Origin of the sequence: uncultured Dokdonia sp. (assembly GCF_937910895.1) — a bacterium.
GTDB lineage: Bacteria > Bacteroidota > Bacteroidia > Flavobacteriales > Flavobacteriaceae > Dokdonia.
The window spans coordinates 1-20,401 of the sequence record NZ_CALEMI010000020.1; the positions used below are offsets into that span (position 1 = coordinate 1).

Genomic DNA, 20,401 nt, shown 5'->3' on the forward strand with positions numbered 1-20,401 from the left:
GGGTTGGGCTGTTCGCCCATTAAAGTGGCACGCGAGCTGGGTTCAGAACGTCGTGAGACAGTTCGGTCTCTATCTACAGTGGGCGTAAGAAATTTGAGTGGATCTGACTCTAGTACGAGAGGACCGAGTTGGACTGACCGCTGGTGTACCTGTTGTTTCGCCAGAAGCATTGCAGGGTAGCTATGTCGGGAAGGGATAAGCGCTGAAAGCATATAAGCGCGAAACCCACCACAAGATGAGATTTCTTTAAAGGGTCGTGGAAGACTACCACGTTGATAGGCTATAGGTGTAAAGGCAGTAATGTCATAGCCAAGTAGTACTAATAACCCGTAAGCTTATGTACAAGCCCCCTCTAACTCCCCCAAAAGGGAGGACACTTACTCTTATGAGTACTGAGGGGTGCAAACTCTTTAATTTTTATATTGAGTATTGATTTATATAATGACTTATTCTTTTTATTTTCTAGTATGTTACGATATTTATCCCCATCCAGCTTCCCCAAAGGGGAAGAGCTCAAGCACTGGATGACTTACCTCTCCCCTTTGGGGAGATTGAGAGGGGATTAAAACTAAGGTGGTTATAGCGACGGGGCTCACCTCTTCCCATTCCGAACAGAGAAGTTAAGCCCGCCAGCGCCGATGGTACTACAATCGTGGGAGAGTAGGTCGCCGCCTTTTTACGCTGAATTATATTCAGTGTTTGAGACCCGATACATAAAAATGTGTTGGGTCTTTTTTTTATAAGAAATATACGAGAGAGTCACGCTGTAAGCGTGATTAATTCCTATTACTGTTCTAACTGCGTTACACTTGTGATCACAGATAGTCATTTATAGGTCGCCGCCTTTTTACGCTGATTTATATTCAGTGTTTGAGACCCGATACATAAAAATGTGTCGGGTCTTTTTTTTTGGTTATTATTTTATAGATAATAGGCGGGATTGCTCTTACTAGCACATTGCGTTACGTTCAGCGTAGATATCAGCAAGTCGCTGATCTTTTAAGTTAAAATTCTTTCAGTCAAAGCTTAGACCTTGGCTTTATAAAGCTATTAGTATCATCAAGCGATTCCTGGTTTTAATTGTCCTTTATGGAGAAAAACTATATACGAAGTTGGTACTCTTTATTTTGACCCAAAAAGATCGGATCTGAGGATTTTTTCGCGAAAGCGTATATTTTTATACCAAGATATTACAACAGGAGAGCTTAAAGATCTTGCTCTTTTTGTGTTTAAATTTATTAGATGTGTTGTAGGAAAATTTAGGTTTTTTTATGTCATAAAACCATAAAAAATCTATAATTATAATAATATAAATATTATTTTTTGTCGTTTCTAAAAAGATTTTTGTATTAAAAATAAACATTGATATATAACTTATAATCGACTAAGTGTGTTAAAAAGTCGATAAAAAACACATATATGTAAATTATGGCTTTACCGTAGTTTTAATGTGGGAAACTTTCATTACTTTGGCTATCCCAAATCATTATAAAGTATTAGTACTTTATAGCAACAGTGTTTAAAAATGAAATATCCTACGTGTGTAAGAAGTTTTCTTCTTGTCAATTTTTTGTTTTTGCTATCTTCGATATCTTTAGAAGCTTCCACAGAACCCACTACAATTTCAAAGTCAGATGACGTGTATGTTTGCACGGGAGATGTTGTTGATACTTTTCCATATACAGAAAGTTTTGAATCTGGTGGCTATACTTTTACTCAAAACACCGATGATGATGGTGATTGGAGGCGTGATAATAATGGAACGCCATCTAATAATACGGGGCCTGGTGACGCAAGTGATGGGAATTTCTATATGTATACAGAGGCTTCAACTGTTGGAGGAGGCGCTATAGGTTCTAATGCTACAGCAATATTAACTAGTCCTTGTTTTGATTTGACAGCAGTAGGTGGTGCTACTTTTACGTTTGATTATCATATGTATGGTGGTAATATTGGAGATTTAAGTATAGAAGTAAGTAATGATTCTGGTACTAGTTGGACTGTATTACAAATTATATCTGGACAACAGCAAACTTCTGGGAGCGCACCTTGGATAACTTCTTCTTTAAATTTAAATGCTTACATAGGTAGCATGGTTAATGTTCGGTTCGTGGGAACAACAGGAAATGGTTTTGCGAGTGATATGGCGATAGATAATGTTGTAGTTACTGTAACCTCTGTAAATCCTGAGATTAATATTACAGGCTTGTCAAATGATATTGCTAGCGGTGATACTACTCCTTCGGTTTTAGATGGAACAGATTTTGGCGATATACCTGTTGGGCTTTCTACTTCTAGTACATTTGTTATTGAAAATTTAGGAGCTTTAGCATTACTTTTAACTGATCCCAATCCATATATTACGATTTCTGGTACTCACGCGGGTGATTTCAGTATTACTGGGGTTCCGATATCTCCTATAGCTCCTATAAATGGAACGTCCCCTTTTTCTATTGGGTTTACTCCTGGCGCAGTCGGAGATAGATTTGCAACACTCTCTATCGCTAGTAATGACAGTGATGAGAATCCTTATGTTTTTGATATTGTAGGACGTGGTGAAGCTCCCTCGGCAGAGATTAATATTTCGGGATTAGGGAATACTATTAATTCTGGAGATGTGATTCCATCTACTTTTGATGGTACAGATTTTGGATTTACAACGTTAGCGACTCCAGTTTCTAATGATTTTATTATCATTAATTCGGGGCTGATCCCTTTAAACTTAACAGATGTTTCTCCTTATCTGAGTATCACAGGAGCAGGGGCTTCTCAGTTTTCAATAACTACAATTCCTTCTAATACAATTCCTCAAAATGGAGGTACTACACAATTTCAAATTACTTATAATCCTTTATTTATAGGAACGCATACGGCTACGGTATCTATCGCAAATAATGATGCAGATGAAAATCCATTTATATTTGATATTGTAGGTAACGCTGCAGTTGTCTTAGTTCCTGAGATTGAAATTTCAGGAAATGGAACTGTTGTTTTAGATGGAGATTCAACACCAAATACTGTAGATGCTACAGATTATGGGTCTATTTCTTTAGGTACAAAAAAGAATGTTGCTTTTACGATACATAACGTAGGTTCAGGAACTTTAACATTAACTGGCGGAACTCCTTATGTAAGTATTACAGGTCCCAACGCTACACAGTTTTCTGTACAAACGATACCTTCCAATAGTATAAATGCTTCTGACGCTACTATTTTTCAAGTTCAATATAATCCTTTTGATTTGGGAACTCATACAGCGATTGTAACTGTGCAAAATGATGATATTAATGAAGGTAGCTATTCGTATACAATAACAGGAACAGCTACCGAAAATATAAATCCTTTAGATACGCCATATTATGCAAATTTTGATGCGGATAACAATAATTGGGTAGCCTCCAACCCTGGTGGCGAAAGCGTATGGAGATACGGAAGTAATAATGTTGAAGTAGGTACCGAGGGAAACTATTGGTATACGGATGACTATGATAATTATGATTCAAATTCAAATACCTATGTGACAAGTCCCGTGATTGATCTTACGGGATATGATAATCTTACATTTAAAATAGATATTCGTTATGATACGGATGATGATAATGGATTAGACGATGGAATGAATGTAGAGTATTCTAGTGATGGAGGAGCTACTTGGAATTTATTAGGGGCGTATGCAGATCCTCAAGTGGATAACTGGTACAATGCAGATAATGTTGATGCCTTATCAAGTGGAGCCGATGGTTGGGCTGGGTTAAACCAAGATATTGTAAGTGCTACGAAATCTGATTTTACACAAGCCTCTGTTGAGTTGCCAGCAATCTTGGAGAATAATCCTAATGTACGATTTAGAGTGCATTTTGCATCAGATAATAGCCAGAATGATAATGGGGTAAATTTTGATAATGTATTTGTTTTAGGAGATCCTATAGTTTCATCTGATCCAATCACAGGTCCAGCGGGTGTAAATTCTAACTTAAAATTATGGCTTAAAGCAACTGACGGTACTGGAAGTGCAACCAATGCTTCGCAAATTGGCGTATGGGAAGATCAAGCACTTAATAATGATGCTCAACGGGGTGCTAGTGGACAGCAACCTATTTTCTATAATAGTTTCAATGAAAATATTAACTACAATCCCGTGATAGATTTTAGTGATGTGATAGATTCTGAGCTTAAAGGTAAAGGAGGTTATTATACACAAGAATATTGGGTAGTTATGCAAGCCGATGGGAGCATAAGTTCATCGAGCCCAATTAAGGGAGTAATGTCAGGTAGAGTTTCTAGAGATCAGTTTGCTGAAGATGGAACTGGATTATGGATAAATCCAGGATCCCTTAGATTTAATGGCGTAGATAATATTGTAAGCCACATGGTAGGATCTACAAGTTCTTCTATAGTAAGTATAAGTGATGGTAGTTATGGTAGAGCCTACACAAGTGATACAGATAGTTATGATAATGAGCCTATCATCCTAAATATTAAAATGAATAGCTCAGGAGACTCAGCTGAAATATATAAAAACGGTATTCGTATAGATAATTATACAGGAACAACGACAGGCAGTCCTGTCGAGGATTTGCCTTTTATCAATGTAACCAATTCAAATTATGTATTAGGGGTAGGTCGTATTACGATAGGCGGAACTAATTATGATTCTCATTTCAATGGAAAAATGACAGAAATCATTAGTTATGCAAATCCTCTTACTGTTTTTGACCAAGAAAAAATACAGTCTTATTTGGCAATTAAAAATGGGATCACATTACACGATGTGAATAGTACAACCATAACAAGATTAGGGGATCAGAATTATATAAACTCTGATGGAAGTATTATTTGGAATGTTGCTGCTCATACAGGTTATAATTATGATATCGCAGGTATAGGTAGGGATGATGTTTCTGGATTAAATCAAAAACAATCAATGAGTGTAAATCCTAATGCTATCGTTACGATGGGACTTACTGATACGTATGATACAAATAGTGAAAATATTACTTTAAACTCTGATGTTATTACCGACAAAAACTTTTTGATGTGGGGTAATGATAATAAAAGTTTAAACGCGGCGGCATCCATCATTGTCGATTTAAGTAATGATATATCAGGTTTAAATACCATTGTAGATATCACATCAATACAGCGTAGCTGGAAAGTAGTCGAAACAGGAAGTGTAGGTACTGTAGAAGTATCGATTCCAGAAATAGCTTTGAGTGCCACATTAGATCCTCCAGGAAGTTTCTTTATGTTTATTTCAGATACACCAACGTTTAATCCTAGCTCTGAGTATCGAATTATGACCCTCAATGGATTAAATTTAGAAACCACGTATGACTTCAATGGTACAAAGTATGTCACATTTGGATATGCTCCAAATTATGTATTTGATCGTTCAGTTACTTTTAATGGGGTTGCTGATTATATGGATGCAGACGATTCTTTAGATCTCACGGGACCTTTTACCATATCTACTTGGATAAAACATAGTGATGCTGGATATACCATATTATCAAAAAGAGATGCGGCGTTCACAGAAGGATATGCTATAGACATCATAAGCAATAGGCGTGTTAGAGTACGATGGAGAGATGCTGGTGGAGCTATGCAGGAAATACGAACTTTAGTTGCAATTACTAATGATGAATGGCATCAGTTTGCGATCTCTTATGATGGCACAACGGCAAACGTATATATAGATGGTGTTTTAAATAATACAGACACATTAGATCCTCCAGTGGATACTGATCGTCACTTCTTAATTGCTGCCGTAGATGAAAGAGCTCCTACTAATTTTTATGAAGGAACTATAGATGAGTTACGTGTATGGGATAGAGCACTGAGTCAAGATCAGATTCGTTTTATTATGAATCAAGAGATTCAAGAGAATACGAACCTTATGGTAAGAGGAGAGATTGTGCCATCTACTATTTCTAAAAATGAAATTGATGCGATCCCTTGGGAATCTCTGGAAGGATATTTTCCTATGACTACGTTTGCATTCACAAACATTATGGATGCGTCCAATAATAATCTTGTAGCTGCCATTAAAAATTTAAAGACCGTAGATTTTCAGACGGCTCCTCTTCCTTATGTTTCACAAGCAGATGGGGATTGGACAGATGAAGCTACTTGGGAAAATGGTAGCGGATTCCAAGTTCCAAATGCGACATCTATATCAGATTATAATGTGCGTATTGATTGGAATATTGTGCAAATAGCGCACGATGTAACGACACAAGCAAACAACTCAGTACTTGCTTTAGATGTTCAGTCAAATGAATTATCTATTGAAAATGACAGTAAAATAGAAGTATCTCACTATCTCAAATTGGATGGAGTATTAGATCTTGTTGGTGAGTCACAGCTTATACAAACAGAAAATAGTGATCTTGATATAACAAGTACCGGATCTTTAGAAAAGGATCAACAAGGAACTGCAGATACATACTCATATAATATTTGGGCTTCACCAGTAAGTTTGATTAATAATTCTCAAATTAACACAAACCACTCTGTAGGTGCTATCATGAGGGATGGTACAGACCCTAATAATCCAGTTGGAATGAATTTTACGGGTTATCTTAATGGTTCTGCTACCTCTCCGATTACTATTAGTTCTTATTGGATCTTTAAATATGGAAATGGGATTGAACAATTCCAGCACATAGGTTCATCTGGAAGTGTAAGTGTAGGAGAAGGATATACCATGAAAGGACCCGGGTCTGGTGTGATTACTGATCCTCAAAACTATGTATTCGTAGGAAAACCAAACAATAGTACAGATGCACAAGATATCAATATCCCTGCGCTTGCAAATCGAGATTATATCATAGGAAATCCATTCCCATCTGCACTAGATGCAAATGATTTTATAAATGATAATCCACACCTTGATGGTACCTTATATTTCTGGGAACATTACGGAGGAGGAAACCATATCACAGCAGATTATCAAGCTGGATATGCATTATATACACTATCTGGAGGGACTCCTGCGGTAAGTCATCCAGATGTATCTCAAATAGGAGGAGGAACTAAAACTCCAGAGCGCTATATTCCAGTAGGACAAGGATTCTTTGTCGCTGCAGATAGTGATGGGGATATTCACTTTAGTAACACACAACGTAACTTTGTGAGAAAGACAGGTGCTTCTATTTTCTTATTTGGAGAAGAGCAAGAAGGAGAGAACGATCAACAGAATACACCTATTGTAGCACAATTAGATGATTCAGATCTAGATGCGCCAGATACCAGACAGAAATTCAGAATTGGTTTTGACTCTCCAAGTTTATATCACAGACAACTTCTTATAACGGTAGATCCAAATACCACTTTTGGTGTCGATAGAACCTATGATGGAGAAATCGAATTTGGTCCTAGTCAAGATATGACTTGGGATTTGGAAGATAAAAAGTTTATTATACAAGGAGTTCCTAATATTACCGATGTGACAGAGTTTCCTCTCGTGGTGACACTGCCACAAGCAGGTCCTATCACAATAGGGATAGATGCTCTTGAAAATGTTGATACAGAAACAACAACTGTATATTTAAAAGACAGAGTACAGAATACAGTAACTAACTTACTGGAAGGTGATTACCAAACTACCCTTGAAGCTGGAGATCATTACAATCGTTACCTCATTGTGTTTAGAAATGATAGCAACGAAGAAGAGACCACCGAAGAAGAGGAAGAAGAAACTGAAGAAGAAGATTCTGATTGGGAAGATGATAATTCTGACTCGGAAGAGGAAACAGGTTGGGAAGAAGAAGAGGAAGGAGAAACGACAGGTAGTTGGGAAGAAGCAGAAACTTCTGGAACAAGTGAAAATACGGATGATGAAGACAGTGAAGCCTTAAGTGTTGGAGATGAAACGACAAACCATAGCATTATAATAGCATATAGCTCACAACAAAAAATGATTACGATTACAAAAGATAATCTTAACACTATAAATAGGGCAACATTATTCTCTATGCTTGGACAAGTTATACAACAATGGAAACCAGAAACAGGGACAACAACAATTCAATTACCAGTATCTGATATGAGCAAAGGACCTTATATCCTTCGTCTAGAAACCGACATGGGCTTACTTACAGAGAAGCTAATTATTCATTAATTTGACATACACATGACAAAAGAAGTCTCTTTAACAGAGGCTTCTTTGTTTTATAAATCTTCCTCTTCACAGCGTAGGTAGCTTTTATACGCTTTCGCGAAAGCGTGTAAAGAAAATAAAAAACGACACCTCCTATTTAAGACTTATAAAGATAAGTCCCGTAGTTATGTTTTAAATATAAAATCGAATAGTGGTATGTTATAATAGACATATCTTTTAAAAAAAACCGTTGAAATTTGCAAGCTAGATACCTTGTGGACGACGTAAAAGTTAATTTATCTATCTTTGCACCTTAATAAAAATTTATGCGTTCTTCAGTAATAGCTGCTATCAATACAAATTTAAATAATGCCATTTCTCTAATCGATGCTATAGATACTAGTGTGTATAGGGATACTTCTGTGGGACCTTATTACAGCAGTATAGGATCACATATACGACATGCTTTAGATTTCTTTGATTGTATTATAAATGGGATTCAAGAGAATGATATTGATTTGACAGCTCGAAAACGCGATGAAGTTATTTCAACCAATCCAGAAGCGGCAAAAAATCATATCCGAGAGATCCAACAACAACTTGCCTCTTTTATAGATGTAAACACAGATTATCTACTCCATGTAACGGATAATTTAGGGAGTGGAAAGGTAACCATTATGTATACGTTAGAAAGCATTTTGGCACAAGCAAATACACATGCTACACATCATTATGCGATCATAAGTTATATGCTACAGACTTTGCGTGTAGAAGTGGTAATTCCAGGTTTTGGATATAATCCTTCCACGCCAGTACCTAAAAGAGAGGGAATATAAACTACTCATCAAATAACGCGTTCATAAGCGTTTTTATTCCTTTAAAGCCAAAATAAATAGCAGCGATTAAACAGATGATTCCTATTCCAAGTACTGGAATAAAAAGAGGATGATCTTGATTTTTAAAAGAAGAATTTAGAATAAGAGGAGCCGTAATCAATAGGACTAATGTCCCTCCCATAATTTTAATTCCTTTTAAAAGAGTTTCTTTATTTGTGCTCATAATTCTCTATTGCGTTGCGTACACTTCCGTATTTGAGGAGGAGTTCATTAGCTTTATGTTCTTCGATATGCAATGCATCCATCACCATACGTGTGCCGCGTGCAACCAATTTATGATTACTCAATTGCATGTTTACCATTTTATTTCCTTTTACTTTTCCGAGTTGGATCATCGTAGCTGTAGAAATCATATTAAGCACTAATTTTTGTGCAGTTCCAGCTTTCATGCGAGAGCTTCCTGTTACAAATTCGGGTCCTACGATCACTTCGATAGGGTAAGTTGCTGTTTGTGAAAGCGGGCTATTCTGGTTACAGGTAATGCATCCGGTGCCTATATTTTTGGCATTACAGATTTCTAAAGCACCAATTACATAAGGCGTTGTTCCAGATGCTGCGATGCCGATAACAAAGTCGTTTTCAGTGATATCAAATGCTTGTAAATCGTTCCATCCTTGCTCTTTACTATCTTCGGCAAACTCCACAGCCTTACGGATGGCAGGATCTCCACCTGCAATCAATCCAATAACGAGATCGTGAGGAACGCCAAACGTAGGTGGGCACTCTGAGGCATCTACTATACCTAAACGACCACTAGTACCAGCGCCTAAATAAAACAAACGACCTCCCTTTTCTAGCCTTGCAACCACTTGATGAACAAGAGTTTCAATTTGAGGTAAAGCTTTTTCTACAGCAAGTGGTACTGTTTTGTCTTCCCTATTCATATTCGACAATAATGCAGCAACAGACATATTTTCTAAATGGTCGTAATGAGAATCTTGCTCTGTAGTTTTAGTAAATGACACGAGTATGTATTTTAGAGTTCAAAAATAAGGATTAAAGACTTACTTTAAGGAGTATGGCTTAGTACGCTTTCGCGAAAGCGTATATTATATTTTTAAAATAACTTTATATAGCTGGAAAACAAGTATTTGTAATCTATTTGAAATTTTAACGTTTCAAGTTGTTATTCTGTCACACTAATGTTAACTTTGTGTTACGTAGTATATGCATTGTTAGTATGAGTAATCTTATAGAAGTTGTTGATTCTCTAGAATATAGAATTGATACTTTATTAAAGCGACATCAAGCGCTTAAAGAAAGGCTCGAACTTCTAGAGGGAACCATTACATCATTAGATGTTGAGAATAAAAATCTCAAAGAGACTCTGGAAGAAAAGCAAAAAGAGATTCATACACTCAAAGCAGCAAATGCATTACTAGGCAGTAACGATTATAAAAGGGAAACCAAGCTCAAAATAAACACCTTAATTAGAGAGATAGATGCTTGTATGGTATCACTTTCTGAATAAAAGGAAATTTTATGTCTGAAAAGCTTAAAATTAAATTGTCAATAGCCGATCGTGTGTATCCGCTTACTATTCCTGTTCAGCAAGAGGAAGGTTTGCGTAAAGCCGCAAAAGAAATAGATGCCATGATCAAGCAATTTGAGCAAAGTTATGCCGTTAGAGATAAACAGGATGTATTGGCGATGTGTGCCTTGCAATTTGCATCTCAGGCAACCCAAAAAAATATAGATAAAAACTCAAACCAAGAAGAAATTACAAAACGCCTGCAGGTGTTAAGTACTCTTTTGGCTGAGCAATTATAGACGTTCTTTACATACAGCATATTACTGCCTGCATTGGTCTTTTTTTGATAAACTCAACAGATATTTTTTTGTAAAGAGTGAATCTGGATTGTAAAAGCGCGCCGTCTTCGTCACGGATTCTTGATCAGTCCTCTAGCTCTAATCCTTTTATTTAGGAGTTTATACAAAAACCCAACTAATGCAGGCTTTTTTATACCCTAATTTTAGGGTGTAACCAACTCAAAAGGTATGATGATACCTTTAATATTAACCATTGTATTACTCTTTACCAGAAGAGTATCGATATATAAAAAATGTATATGGAAGATAATTTACTCCCATTAATTGTGGGTGTTGTAGCCCTTGTTGTTGGGTTTCTTATTGCAAAATTACTAGAACGTAATAATGCTTCTCAAGTAATTAAAAATGCAAAGAAGAATGCGCAAAGTATTCTTAAAGAAGCAAAGATAGAAGCCGAATCCACAAAGAAAGAAAAGATATTACAAGCAAAGGAAAAATTTATAGAGCTTAAATCTGAACATGAAAAAGTAATTCTTAATCGTGATAAGAAAATATCTGAATCTGAGAAACGAACCAGAGATAAAGAATCTCAGGTGAGTAGTGAGCTTTCGCGAAATAAAAAACTCAATCAGGACTTAGATGCTAAGGTTAAAGATTACGACAACCGTGTTCAGTATCTAGAGAAAAAGCAAACTGAAATTGATAAAATACATCATAGTAAGGTACAGCAATTAGAGGTCATCTCAGGACTCTCTGCCGATGTAGCCAAAGAACAACTCGTAGAGTCGCTTAAAGAGCAAGCAAAGACCGATGCGATGGGGTACATCCAAAGCGCGATGGAAGAAGCTAAAATGACCGCTGAGCAAGAAGCCAGAAAGATTGTCATCAACACCATCCAACGTATAGGAACCGAAGAAGCTGTAGAAAATTGTGTCTCTGTTTTTAATCTTGAAAGTGATGACGTAAAAGGTCGAATCATAGGTAGAGAAGGTCGTAATATACGCGCGATTGAAGCCGCTACAGGCGTAGAGATTATTGTAGATGATACGCCAGATGCTATTATTCTATCTTGTTTTGATAGTGTACGTAGAGAGATTGCTAGATTGTCATTACACAAACTTGTGACAGACGGTCGTATACACCCTGCTCGTATTGAAGAAGTGGTTCGTAAAACGACAAAACAGATAGAACAAGAAATTGTAGAAGTTGGAAAACGTACTGTGATAGATCTTGGTATTCACGGATTGCATCCAGAATTGATTAAGGCGGTAGGAAGAATGAAATACAGATCTTCTTACGGACAAAATTTATTACAACATAGTAGAGAAGTAGCAAAGCTATGTTCTGTCATGGCAGCAGAACTTGGAGTGAATCCAAAACTTGCACGAAGAGCTGGACTATTACACGATATAGGTAAAGTGCCGGATACAGAAACAGAAACGCCTCACGCTATCTTAGGAATGCAGTGGGCAGAAAAACATGGAGAAAAACCAGATGTGTGTAATGCCATTGGTGCTCACCATGATGAGATAGAGATGACAACACTATTATCACCTATCGTACAAGTATGTGATGCCATAAGTGGAGCACGCCCAGGCGCTAGACGTCAGGTATTGGATTCCTACATACAGCGTCTTAAAGATCTTGAAGACATTGCTTTTGGCTTTGGAGGCGTTAAGAAAGCGTACGCAATACAAGCAGGAAGAGAACTTCGTGTGATTGTAGAAAGCGAAAAAGTAAATGATGAAAAAGCAGCATCACTTTCTTTCGAGATTTCTCAGAAAATCCAAACAGATATGACATATCCTGGTCAAGTAAAAGTGACCGTAATACGAGAAACAAGAGCTGTAAATATTGCTAAATAAAAAAGCAGAATTACAGTTTGTATTTTTTTTAATCCTGAATACTTTGTTCTAAAACAAGAAGTATTTAGGATTTTTAGTGTGTGAGAGTTTTGTCACATATTAATTCTAATTTAAAGATGTACTAAGTATCTTTGCAATCTCAAAAAACCAGTATGGATTACGCTGAAAATATATTAGGTACCATAGGTAATACCCCTATGGTAAAAATGAATGTGCTTACCGAAGAACTACCTTGTCTTGTCTTAGCCAAATATGAAACCTTTAACCCAGGCAACTCTGTAAAAGACCGTATGGCGTTACAGATGGTAGAAGATGCAGAGGCAGATGGGCGTCTTCAACCAGGAGGAACCATCATAGAAGGTACTTCGGGGAATACAGGTATGGGATTGGCACTTGCTGCAATAATCAAAGGCTATAAAATGATATGCGTTATATCAGACAAGCAATCTAAAGAAAAAATGGATATCCTACGTGCTGTAGGAAGTGAAGTGATTGTTTGCCCTACCAATGTTGATCCAGATGACCCAAGATCGTATTATTCAACTTCAAAAAGACTGGCTGAAGAAACCCCTAATAGTTGGTATGTAAACCAGTATGATAATCCTTCCAATTGTAAAGCACATTTCAACAGTACAGGACCTGAGATTTGGGAACAAACCGATGGAAAAATAACACATTTTGTAGTAGGTGTAGGAACGGGTGGAACGATATCTGGCGTAGGGAGCTATCTGAAAATGAAAAACCCAAATGTAAAAATATGGGGAGTAGACACCTATGGTTCTGTTTTTAAAAAATATCACGAGACAGGTGTTTTTGACGAAAATGAAATATATCCATACATCACAGAAGGAATAGGAGAAGATATCCTTCCTTTGAACGTAAACTTTAGCCTCATAGATGGGTTCACCAAAGTGACTGATAAAGATGCTGCTGTATACACCAGACGTTTGGCAAAAGAAGAAGGTATGTTCTTAGGGAACTCAGCAGGATCTGCTATAAAAGGGGTACTTCAACTTAAAGAACATTTCAAACCAGACGATGTGGTGGTAGTGTTATTTCACGACCACGGGAGTCGTTATGTGGGTAAAATGTTTAATGACGATTGGATGCGTGAGCGCGGTTTCTTAGATGAAGAAGTAACCGTGGCAGAAGACCTTATCAAAGATCACATCGGTAAGCCATTAATTACCGTAAAAACAGAAGAACTCGTTTCTCATGCGATTGAACGTATGCGTGATTACAAAATATCACAAATTCCAGTAGAGGATACAAGTGGATTTGTAGGAAGTGTAGATGAAGCCGATTTATTCAGAGCCTATATGGAAGATCAAAACATCGCAGATACGCCTATTAAAGACGTCATGGGCGCTCAATACCCTATTGTAACCCGTAAGGCACCTATTGCAGAAGTCTCAAAACTAATTACCAAAGAAAATAATGCAGTATTGGTGGATCTAGGGGATCAAAAATATCACATCATTACAAAGCATGATATCATCAGTGCTATCAAATAAGTTAGGGACATCTATTTTGAACGCATAAAAGAGTAGGTCATTCCCATGCTTAACTCACTAAAATCAGCTTGACCAGCATTTGCTTTGATATTAGCTCCTATAAAATAATTATATGCGGTATTGTTTTCAGTAGATTTTAAATAATACCGCACACCTAATCTACTAGTGATCGCTTTTCTAAGTCTATAACCTCCATTTAATTTTCCTCCGTAGATATAAATTTTTTCAGATCCATTGGGTGTCTCTTGTATGGTACTAAAGGTTTGGCTTAAAAGCCGTTCTACTTCGTAAAAGGGCTTGTGAATGTTATACCCTACATCTGTTATAATTCCGATGTGATTCAAGAGTAATTCTCCATGTAAATACACACCAAAATTTGTAGAATACCGAAAAGGGGCATCTTTGAAATCAGTATAAGACTCTCTTATAAGTTGTTCGTTATTATTTATATAATCATAAAAATGATCATAAAACCGATAATAAACGCCAACACCTACTTTTAATGTATTGTTATATACTTTGGCTCCTAGTAGCGATATGGAATATACATTTTTGTGAGTATTAAATTGATCTGAAAGCACTTGAATACCAAGCCCAACATTGGACTCCAATGCATAATATGAGGATCTAGTGTAAGAAGGCACTTCTTTTTCTTTTGTAATCTCTATTTGTTTTTTATTAGTGTACGCTATACTCGTGCTTAACATAAGCGCATTTAGTCCTATGTTGGGCAATCTTGTATGACCATTAGAATAATGAAAATATCCCATTCCTAGTGTAAAGTCTAGATCTTGATATTGAAATACATTGTACTTAAAGAATAGTTCAAAAGACCAATTTAGATTTGTCGTAATAACATCTAGCTTTCTATCAAAAGGAGGTTTGTTGGACCCACTTATAAATGCAGCACCTATGCCAGAATGTATCTTAAATCTATCATTTTTAAAAGGGCTAAACTCTAGAAAGGGCATAGCTGTAAAGGCATATCCTATATCATGAACTTTTTGAAAATCGATTACCCCAAGGCTTATCCCTATTTTTGGGTATCGTAAACGATATGCCCATTCATGGGGGTTGTGGTCTTGAAAAGTTCCTAGGTGTACAAATAACCCTTTTCCAGTATATGTTTTAAGAAAAGCCTCGCCTACAGGTAAGGAGTAGCCTACTAAATACTCTCCAGAGATAAAGTGCGATGGAATGTGGTTATTTTCTGGTTGTTGTGCATAGGCAAATGAAACCAAGAAAAATAATAAAAATGTAGTTTTCAATATATAATAGTAGGGATATTATAAAGTTTCCAAAAAAAAAGCTATTTTTTGTTAAATACGATCATTTTGTCCTTGTATTTTTTCAAAAATGCAAACCTGTTCTGTGTATGAGGCATTTAAAATTGAACTATATTTATTGATTAGTAACAGATTAACATCAAAATGCTTGTTATAGGAATGCGTGAAGATTTTTTACACTATTTATGGAAATATAAAAAGTTTGCTTTCGCGAAAGCAAAAACAACAACTAATACTGCAATCACCATTACTACATTAGGTCAACATAATCATCTGGCTGGACCTGATTTTTTCAATGCACGCCTCTTTATAGGAGATCAGGAATGGGCAGGAAATGTAGAGATTCATATCAAGTCATCAGATTGGTATGCCCACGGACATGAAACTGATCCTGCCTATGATAACGTAATTCTTCATGTGGTATGGGAGCACGATATAGATATTTATAGAAGTGATAATTCACCACTCCCAACATTACAACTTAAAGACTATGTAGGTGAATCAGCATTGAATAATTATAAAAAACTCTTTGCAAATCAATCTAAGAAATGGATCAATTGTGAAGGAGTACTATCCGATGTACCTGAAGTTATTTGGAAGCATTGGCAAGAACGTTTGTACTTAGAGCGTTTGCAACGTAAAACAGAAACCATACAAGAAATACTAACACAATCTAAGAATGATTGGGAAGGTGTTTTGTTTATGATGTTGATGCGTGCTTTTGGGACTAAAGTTAACGGTCCCTCGTTTCAATCGCTAGCAGGACATATAGATTTTAATGTGATTCGGAAATGTGCGCAAGAACCTTTTCGATTAGAAGCTTTATTGTTAGGCGCTGGTGGATTGCTTCCCGAAGAGAGTGTAGATAGTTATGTATTACAATTACAAGCAGAGTATGAGTTTGTACATCATAAATTTCAGTTAGAAACAAAAGGGATATTACCTGTTCAATTTTTTAAACTACGCCCAGATAATTTTCCTACCATTAGACTCTCGCAACTCGCGATGTTGTATTATACAATCCCAGGACTTTTCCAAAAATTAATGCAGATAGAACAACTTGATGAATTTTATGACATCCTACAAGTCCAAGCTTCGGTCTACTGGGATACCCACTATTCATTTGCCACTTCCCAAAAAAAGAGAGTCAAAAAAATGTCAAAAGCATTTATTGACCTGCTATTAATTAATACCATTATTCCTGTAAAGTTTGCTTACAGTCAGTATACAGGGAAAGACCAAACAGATACTATTTTAGATTTTATCACAGCCCTACAACCCGAAAAAAATAGTATTATAAAAAAATACAACGCCATGCGTCCTAAAGCTGAAAATGCGTTACAGTCACAAGCGCTTATACAATTAAAAACGGAATATTGCTCAGTACATAAATGTTTACAGTGCGCTGTTGGGAATTGGTTAATAGGGAAGTAAGTTGAGGTGTGTAAGAGTTAAGATATTTACTTAAGAACTTCTGTTTTTTTAAGTGATTCAAGATTGCTTTCTAAACTTTCTCAACGCCTCAAACATGTGTCTACATCTCGCTTTATAGGCTGCACTTCCTTTATGGTAATCATCTTCCATAATACGTTTCAGTTCAGGATGGATCCAATCGATTTCTGTACCTAACCAAAATAAGGTAGTCAATGTATATGCCTTTACAGCAACTTTTTGATCTGTAATAATCCAGTCAAATCCAGCTTCAGAAATACGTTCTTTATGTAACGGTTTTAAATGTTTTCGCGTAAGCGAGTCTTTCTTTTTGTAATACGATAATGCAAGGTATTCACATATTTTAGCCACAGGTCGAACTGCTGAATCTTGATGTACCGTATGCATTTTTTCTGTAAACACATCCAGATAGGGAAATAATAGACTAATATCTGTTTTACATACAAATTCTAACAACCATCCCGCTCTATTGGAGATGGGATCATCTACCTGAAATAAAATCTTTAAAACGTATGGCATGAGCGTTGGGTTGCGTATTATCAATTGTGAATAATAGGCGCGTTTTTCCCTACTATGATTTACATAATCAAGTTGCTCATATAATTCTTGATACGTCATACTGTTGTTTGATCTGTTAAAAATAACAAATGTATTTTTAACTCATCAGACAGATGAAATGTATTAGATGTCTAATCCTTCAATAAGTGTATTCACTACTTTCGGTACACCGACGGTAGCTGTTTCTGAATGTATAGTCAGATGAGCTCTTGTGGCTATAGCTGGCTTGGGATCTACAAAATGTATAGAAGCAGTTTGTTTTGCAAAATCTATCAAACTTGCTGCTGGATATACCTGCATAGATGTCCCAATAATCAGGATGTAGTCTGCTTGGCTTACCAGATGCGCAGCAGGCTCTAATAAGGGTACCATTTCTCCAAACCAAACAATATGCGGTCGTAACTGAAAATGATGCTCGCACATATCGCCAACACGTAGGTCCGTTTTCCAATCAAAAATAAGATCCTCATCAAACGTACTTCGTACTTTTAATAGCTCACCGTGTAAATGTAATACGTGAGAACTTCCAGCTCTTTCGTGTAAATCATCTACATTTTGAGTGATCACATGTACATCAAAATAGTCTTCCAGAGTAACCAATGCAGTATGCGCTTTGTTGGGCTGCACCTCTAATAACTGCCGTCTTCGTTGGTTATAAAAATCCAAAACCAACTCCATGTTGTCAGTCCAACCTTGCGGTGATGCTACTTGCATCACATCATGACCTTCCCACAATCCATTAGAATCTCTAAACATTTTTAAACCACTTTCAGCACTAATCCCAGCACCTGTTATAATGACGACTTTCTGTTTTTTCATAAGAATAAAAGTACTGTATCTTTACATCGTAAACAATGTTCATGGATTATAAACTCTTAAATTATTTACAATCATTCTTAACAGAAAGACGTCGCGAACTCTTTGATCGTGTGCTGTCAGAACGCACCAATCATCTAACCGTAGCGGTAGAAGACGTCTATCAATTACACAATACCAGTGCTGTGATACGTAGTTGTGAATCTTTTGGTGTACAAAATCTTCACGTGATCGAAGAGGTAAATGTAAAACGTATAGATAGAGAAATTGCCATGGGCGCTCAAAAATGGGTGGATGTACACAGACATACAAGCACCAAAGCTTGTTTGCAATCTCTAAAAGCAGCCGGTTATCGAATTGTAGCTACCACACCACACCAAAAAGCACATCGCTTAGAAGATTTTGATATCACACAAAAAGCGGCTATTTTCTTTGGAAGAGAAACCCAAGGATTAAGTGCCGATGTCCTAGAAGCCGCCGATGATTTTATCTACATTCCTATGGTAGGTTTTACTGAAAGTTTGAATATCTCAGTTTCTGCGGCGATTACCCTTCAACATATCATGACCCGTCTAAAAGCATCTTCTATTCCTTGGCAATTATCAGATTCAGAGGTGTTTGGGAAGAAGCTTGAATGGACAAAAAAAATGATCAAAGATGTAGATCGTATAGTCGCCCGTTGGGAAGAAGATCAAAAGGCTAGGGGAAGATGAAACGTATTCATATCTAATGATCTATTCTTGTTGATACCGCTTTCGCGAAAGCGAACTCAGAAATTTTTTCATTGAGAATCTATACTATATTTAAAACTGTGTTTTGTAATTATTGACGATAGAATGAGACTTAGCATCAAAATAAATGATCATGACAACACTTACAGAACAACTTAAAGAATTTGCTGATAATAGTGCCAAGAGACATCCAGGAGCTGCCCAGGATATTATGAAAAATGCTATTTCAGTACTAGAGGCCACTAATATTTTAGAAAATGCAATCAAAACAGGAGACTCATTTCCTGATTTTACATTACCAAACGCAAAAGGAGAATATATCACGCTGAGTAACCTTTTGAAAGAAGGTAAAGTAGTACTCACGTTTTACAGAGGAGGTTGGTGTCCTTATTGTAACATAGCTTTAAAGGCATTACAGAATGCACTCCCTGAAATAAAAGAAAAAGGAGCATCACTTGTGGCAATTACTCCAGAAAAACCAGATAATACACTGAGTACACAAGATAAAAATGAATTAGATTTTGAAGTGTTAACTAGTAAGAATAATGAACTAGCACGTTCGTTAGGACTTGTGTATAAATTGCCAGAAGCTTTGGTATCACTGTATACTAAATTTGGAATAGATTTAATAGAAAGTCAAGGAAATTCAGCAAACGAATTACCTATTGCTGCCACCTATATCATTGAACAAAATGGTAAAGTAAGCTATCATTTTTTAGCTGAAGACTATAAGCTTCGAGCAGATCCATTAGCTATTATAGCAGCACTTTAAAGAAGTTTTTATATATGAAAGAGCCTTTTTCAATAGTGAAAAGGCTCTTTTTGTGAGTTGATATTTCTATTTTGTTTAACTTTAATGAAATAACCAACACATAACATCCCTATGATGATTCTTATTTATATAGTCGCTACCATTCTTGTAATTATTATTATCCTAGCTGCTATAGCGCCAAAAACTTATCAGGTAAGCAGGAGCATAGTCATAGACAAGCCAAAAGAAATTGTATTTCCTTATGTAAAGATGGTCAAAAATCAAGATCATTGGTCTCCATGGAAACGAAAAGATCCAGATATGAAACAAACCTATACAGGAACCGACGGCGAAGTAGGGTTTAAAGCAAGTTGGAAAGGAAATAAAGATGTTGGTGAAGGAAGTCAGACCATTACAGCCGTGGTTGAAAATGAGCGTATCGATAATCATTTAATTTTTTTAAAACCTTGGAAATCTGAAAGTGATGGGTATTATACGGTAGAAGATGCTGGTGCTGGTCAAACAAAAGTAGTTTGGGGATTTAAAGGACAAAATAAATTCCCAGCAACCATATTGATGCTTTTTATCAATATGGATAAAGTCGTAGGTAAAGATTTTGAAGAAGGTCTTCAGAATTTAAAAATAATTTTAGAAGCATAAC

The 20,401-nt window shown here is 36.4% G+C and carries 15 protein-coding genes, 2 rRNA genes and 1 other RNA gene; 13 read left to right on the top strand and 5 right to left on the bottom strand.

Annotated elements, in window-relative coordinates; all coding sequences use genetic code 11:
- The 4 genes from Q0505_RS02145 to Q0505_RS02160 all read left to right on the top strand — a co-directional run.
- Window positions 1-343 (top strand): 23S ribosomal RNA (locus Q0505_RS02145); the annotation flags it as partial.
- A gap of 226 nt (window positions 344-569) precedes the next feature.
- Window positions 570-677, top strand: a 5S ribosomal RNA gene (rrf, locus tag Q0505_RS02150).
- An 848-nt stretch (window positions 678-1,525) separates the two neighbouring features.
- The gene (locus tag Q0505_RS02155) at window positions 1,526-8,122 is read left to right on the top strand and encodes a choice-of-anchor D domain-containing protein (RefSeq protein ID WP_299208272.1); all 6,597 of its coding nucleotides are present in this window, start codon (window positions 1,526-1,528) and stop codon (window positions 8,120-8,122) included.
- Between the two features lie 305 nt (window positions 8,123-8,427).
- Window positions 8,428-8,937 (top strand): DinB family protein, encoded by a 510-nt coding sequence (locus Q0505_RS02160; RefSeq protein ID WP_299208273.1) that lies wholly within the window; start codon window positions 8,428-8,430, stop codon window positions 8,935-8,937.
- Between the two features lies 1 nt (window position 8,938).
- Here Q0505_RS02160 and Q0505_RS02165 read toward each other — a convergent pair whose 3' ends face one another.
- Together Q0505_RS02165 and murQ are read right to left on the bottom strand one after the other, a co-directional pair.
- Window positions 8,939-9,160 carry a DUF6095 family protein gene (locus Q0505_RS02165; protein ID WP_299208275.1) on the bottom strand — a complete coding sequence of 74 codons (222 nt, stop codon included), beginning with the start codon at window positions 9,158-9,160 and terminating at the stop codon, window positions 8,939-8,941.
- On the bottom strand, window positions 9,147-9,962 hold the full coding sequence (gene murQ, locus Q0505_RS02170; protein ID WP_299208277.1) for an N-acetylmuramic acid 6-phosphate etherase: 816 nt from the start codon (window positions 9,960-9,962) through the stop codon (window positions 9,147-9,149). The genes Q0505_RS02165 and murQ overlap by 14 nt, the downstream gene beginning before the upstream one ends.
- Window positions 9,963-10,177: 215 nt before the next feature.
- On the opposite strand from murQ, the gene Q0505_RS02175 reads away from it, so the two are divergent.
- From Q0505_RS02175 to Q0505_RS02195, 5 genes are all read left to right on the top strand, one after another.
- Complete coding sequence (locus Q0505_RS02175) at window positions 10,178-10,468, top strand: hypothetical protein (protein ID WP_299208279.1); 291 nt, start codon at window positions 10,178-10,180, stop codon at window positions 10,466-10,468.
- An 11-nt stretch (window positions 10,469-10,479) separates the two neighbouring features.
- On the top strand, window positions 10,480-10,767 hold the full coding sequence (locus tag Q0505_RS02180; RefSeq protein WP_299208281.1) for a cell division protein ZapA: 288 nt from the start codon (window positions 10,480-10,482) through the stop codon (window positions 10,765-10,767).
- 51 nt (window positions 10,768-10,818) lie between these two features.
- A non-coding RNA gene (ssrS, locus tag Q0505_RS02185) (6S RNA) lies at window positions 10,819-10,928 on the top strand.
- A gap of 138 nt (window positions 10,929-11,066) precedes the next feature.
- The gene (gene rny / locus Q0505_RS02190; RefSeq protein ID WP_299208283.1) at window positions 11,067-12,632 is read left to right on the top strand and encodes a ribonuclease Y; all 1,566 of its coding nucleotides are present in this window, start codon (window positions 11,067-11,069) and stop codon (window positions 12,630-12,632) included.
- A gap of 152 nt (window positions 12,633-12,784) precedes the next feature.
- Complete coding sequence (locus Q0505_RS02195) at window positions 12,785-14,146, top strand: pyridoxal-phosphate dependent enzyme (RefSeq protein ID WP_299208285.1); 1,362 nt, start codon at window positions 12,785-12,787, stop codon at window positions 14,144-14,146.
- Window positions 14,147-14,157: 11 nt separating this feature from the next.
- Here the strand turns inward: Q0505_RS02195 and Q0505_RS02200 are convergent, their stop codons facing one another.
- Window positions 14,158-15,414 carry an acyloxyacyl hydrolase gene (locus Q0505_RS02200; RefSeq protein ID WP_299208287.1) on the bottom strand — a complete coding sequence of 419 codons (1,257 nt, stop codon included), beginning with the start codon at window positions 15,412-15,414 and terminating at the stop codon, window positions 14,158-14,160.
- 162 nt (window positions 15,415-15,576) lie between these two features.
- Between Q0505_RS02200 and Q0505_RS02205 the strand changes: the two genes are divergently transcribed.
- Window positions 15,577-16,866 carry a DUF2851 family protein gene (locus tag Q0505_RS02205; protein WP_299208289.1) on the top strand — a complete coding sequence of 430 codons (1,290 nt, stop codon included), beginning with the start codon at window positions 15,577-15,579 and terminating at the stop codon, window positions 16,864-16,866.
- Window positions 16,867-16,923: 57 nt separating this feature from the next.
- Here the strand turns inward: Q0505_RS02205 and Q0505_RS02210 are convergent, their stop codons facing one another.
- Window positions 16,924-17,502 (bottom strand): adenylosuccinate lyase, encoded by a 579-nt coding sequence (locus Q0505_RS02210; RefSeq protein WP_299208291.1) that lies wholly within the window; start codon window positions 17,500-17,502, stop codon window positions 16,924-16,926.
- A 63-nt stretch (window positions 17,503-17,565) separates the two neighbouring features.
- A complete protein-coding gene (locus tag Q0505_RS02215) occupies window positions 17,566-18,261 on the bottom strand; it encodes a Sir2 family NAD-dependent protein deacetylase (RefSeq protein ID WP_299208293.1) in 696 nt (231 codons plus the stop codon).
- Window positions 18,262-18,302: 41 nt separating this feature from the next.
- On the opposite strand from Q0505_RS02215, the gene Q0505_RS02220 reads away from it, so the two are divergent.
- The 3 genes from Q0505_RS02220 to Q0505_RS02230 all read left to right on the top strand — a co-directional run bounded on the left by Q0505_RS02220 (window position 18,303) and on the right by Q0505_RS02230 (window position 20,400).
- Window positions 18,303-18,971, top strand: a complete 669-nt coding sequence (locus tag Q0505_RS02220) for an RNA methyltransferase (RefSeq protein ID WP_299208295.1) — start codon at window positions 18,303-18,305, stop codon at window positions 18,969-18,971.
- Window positions 18,972-19,122: 151 nt separating this feature from the next.
- A complete protein-coding gene (locus Q0505_RS02225) occupies window positions 19,123-19,761 on the top strand; it encodes a peroxiredoxin-like family protein (protein ID WP_299208297.1) in 639 nt (212 codons plus the stop codon).
- Between the two features lie 111 nt (window positions 19,762-19,872).
- Window positions 19,873-20,400 (top strand): SRPBCC family protein, encoded by a 528-nt coding sequence (locus Q0505_RS02230; protein WP_299208299.1) that lies wholly within the window; start codon window positions 19,873-19,875, stop codon window positions 20,398-20,400.
- The last annotated feature ends 1 nt before the right edge of the window (window position 20,401 follow it).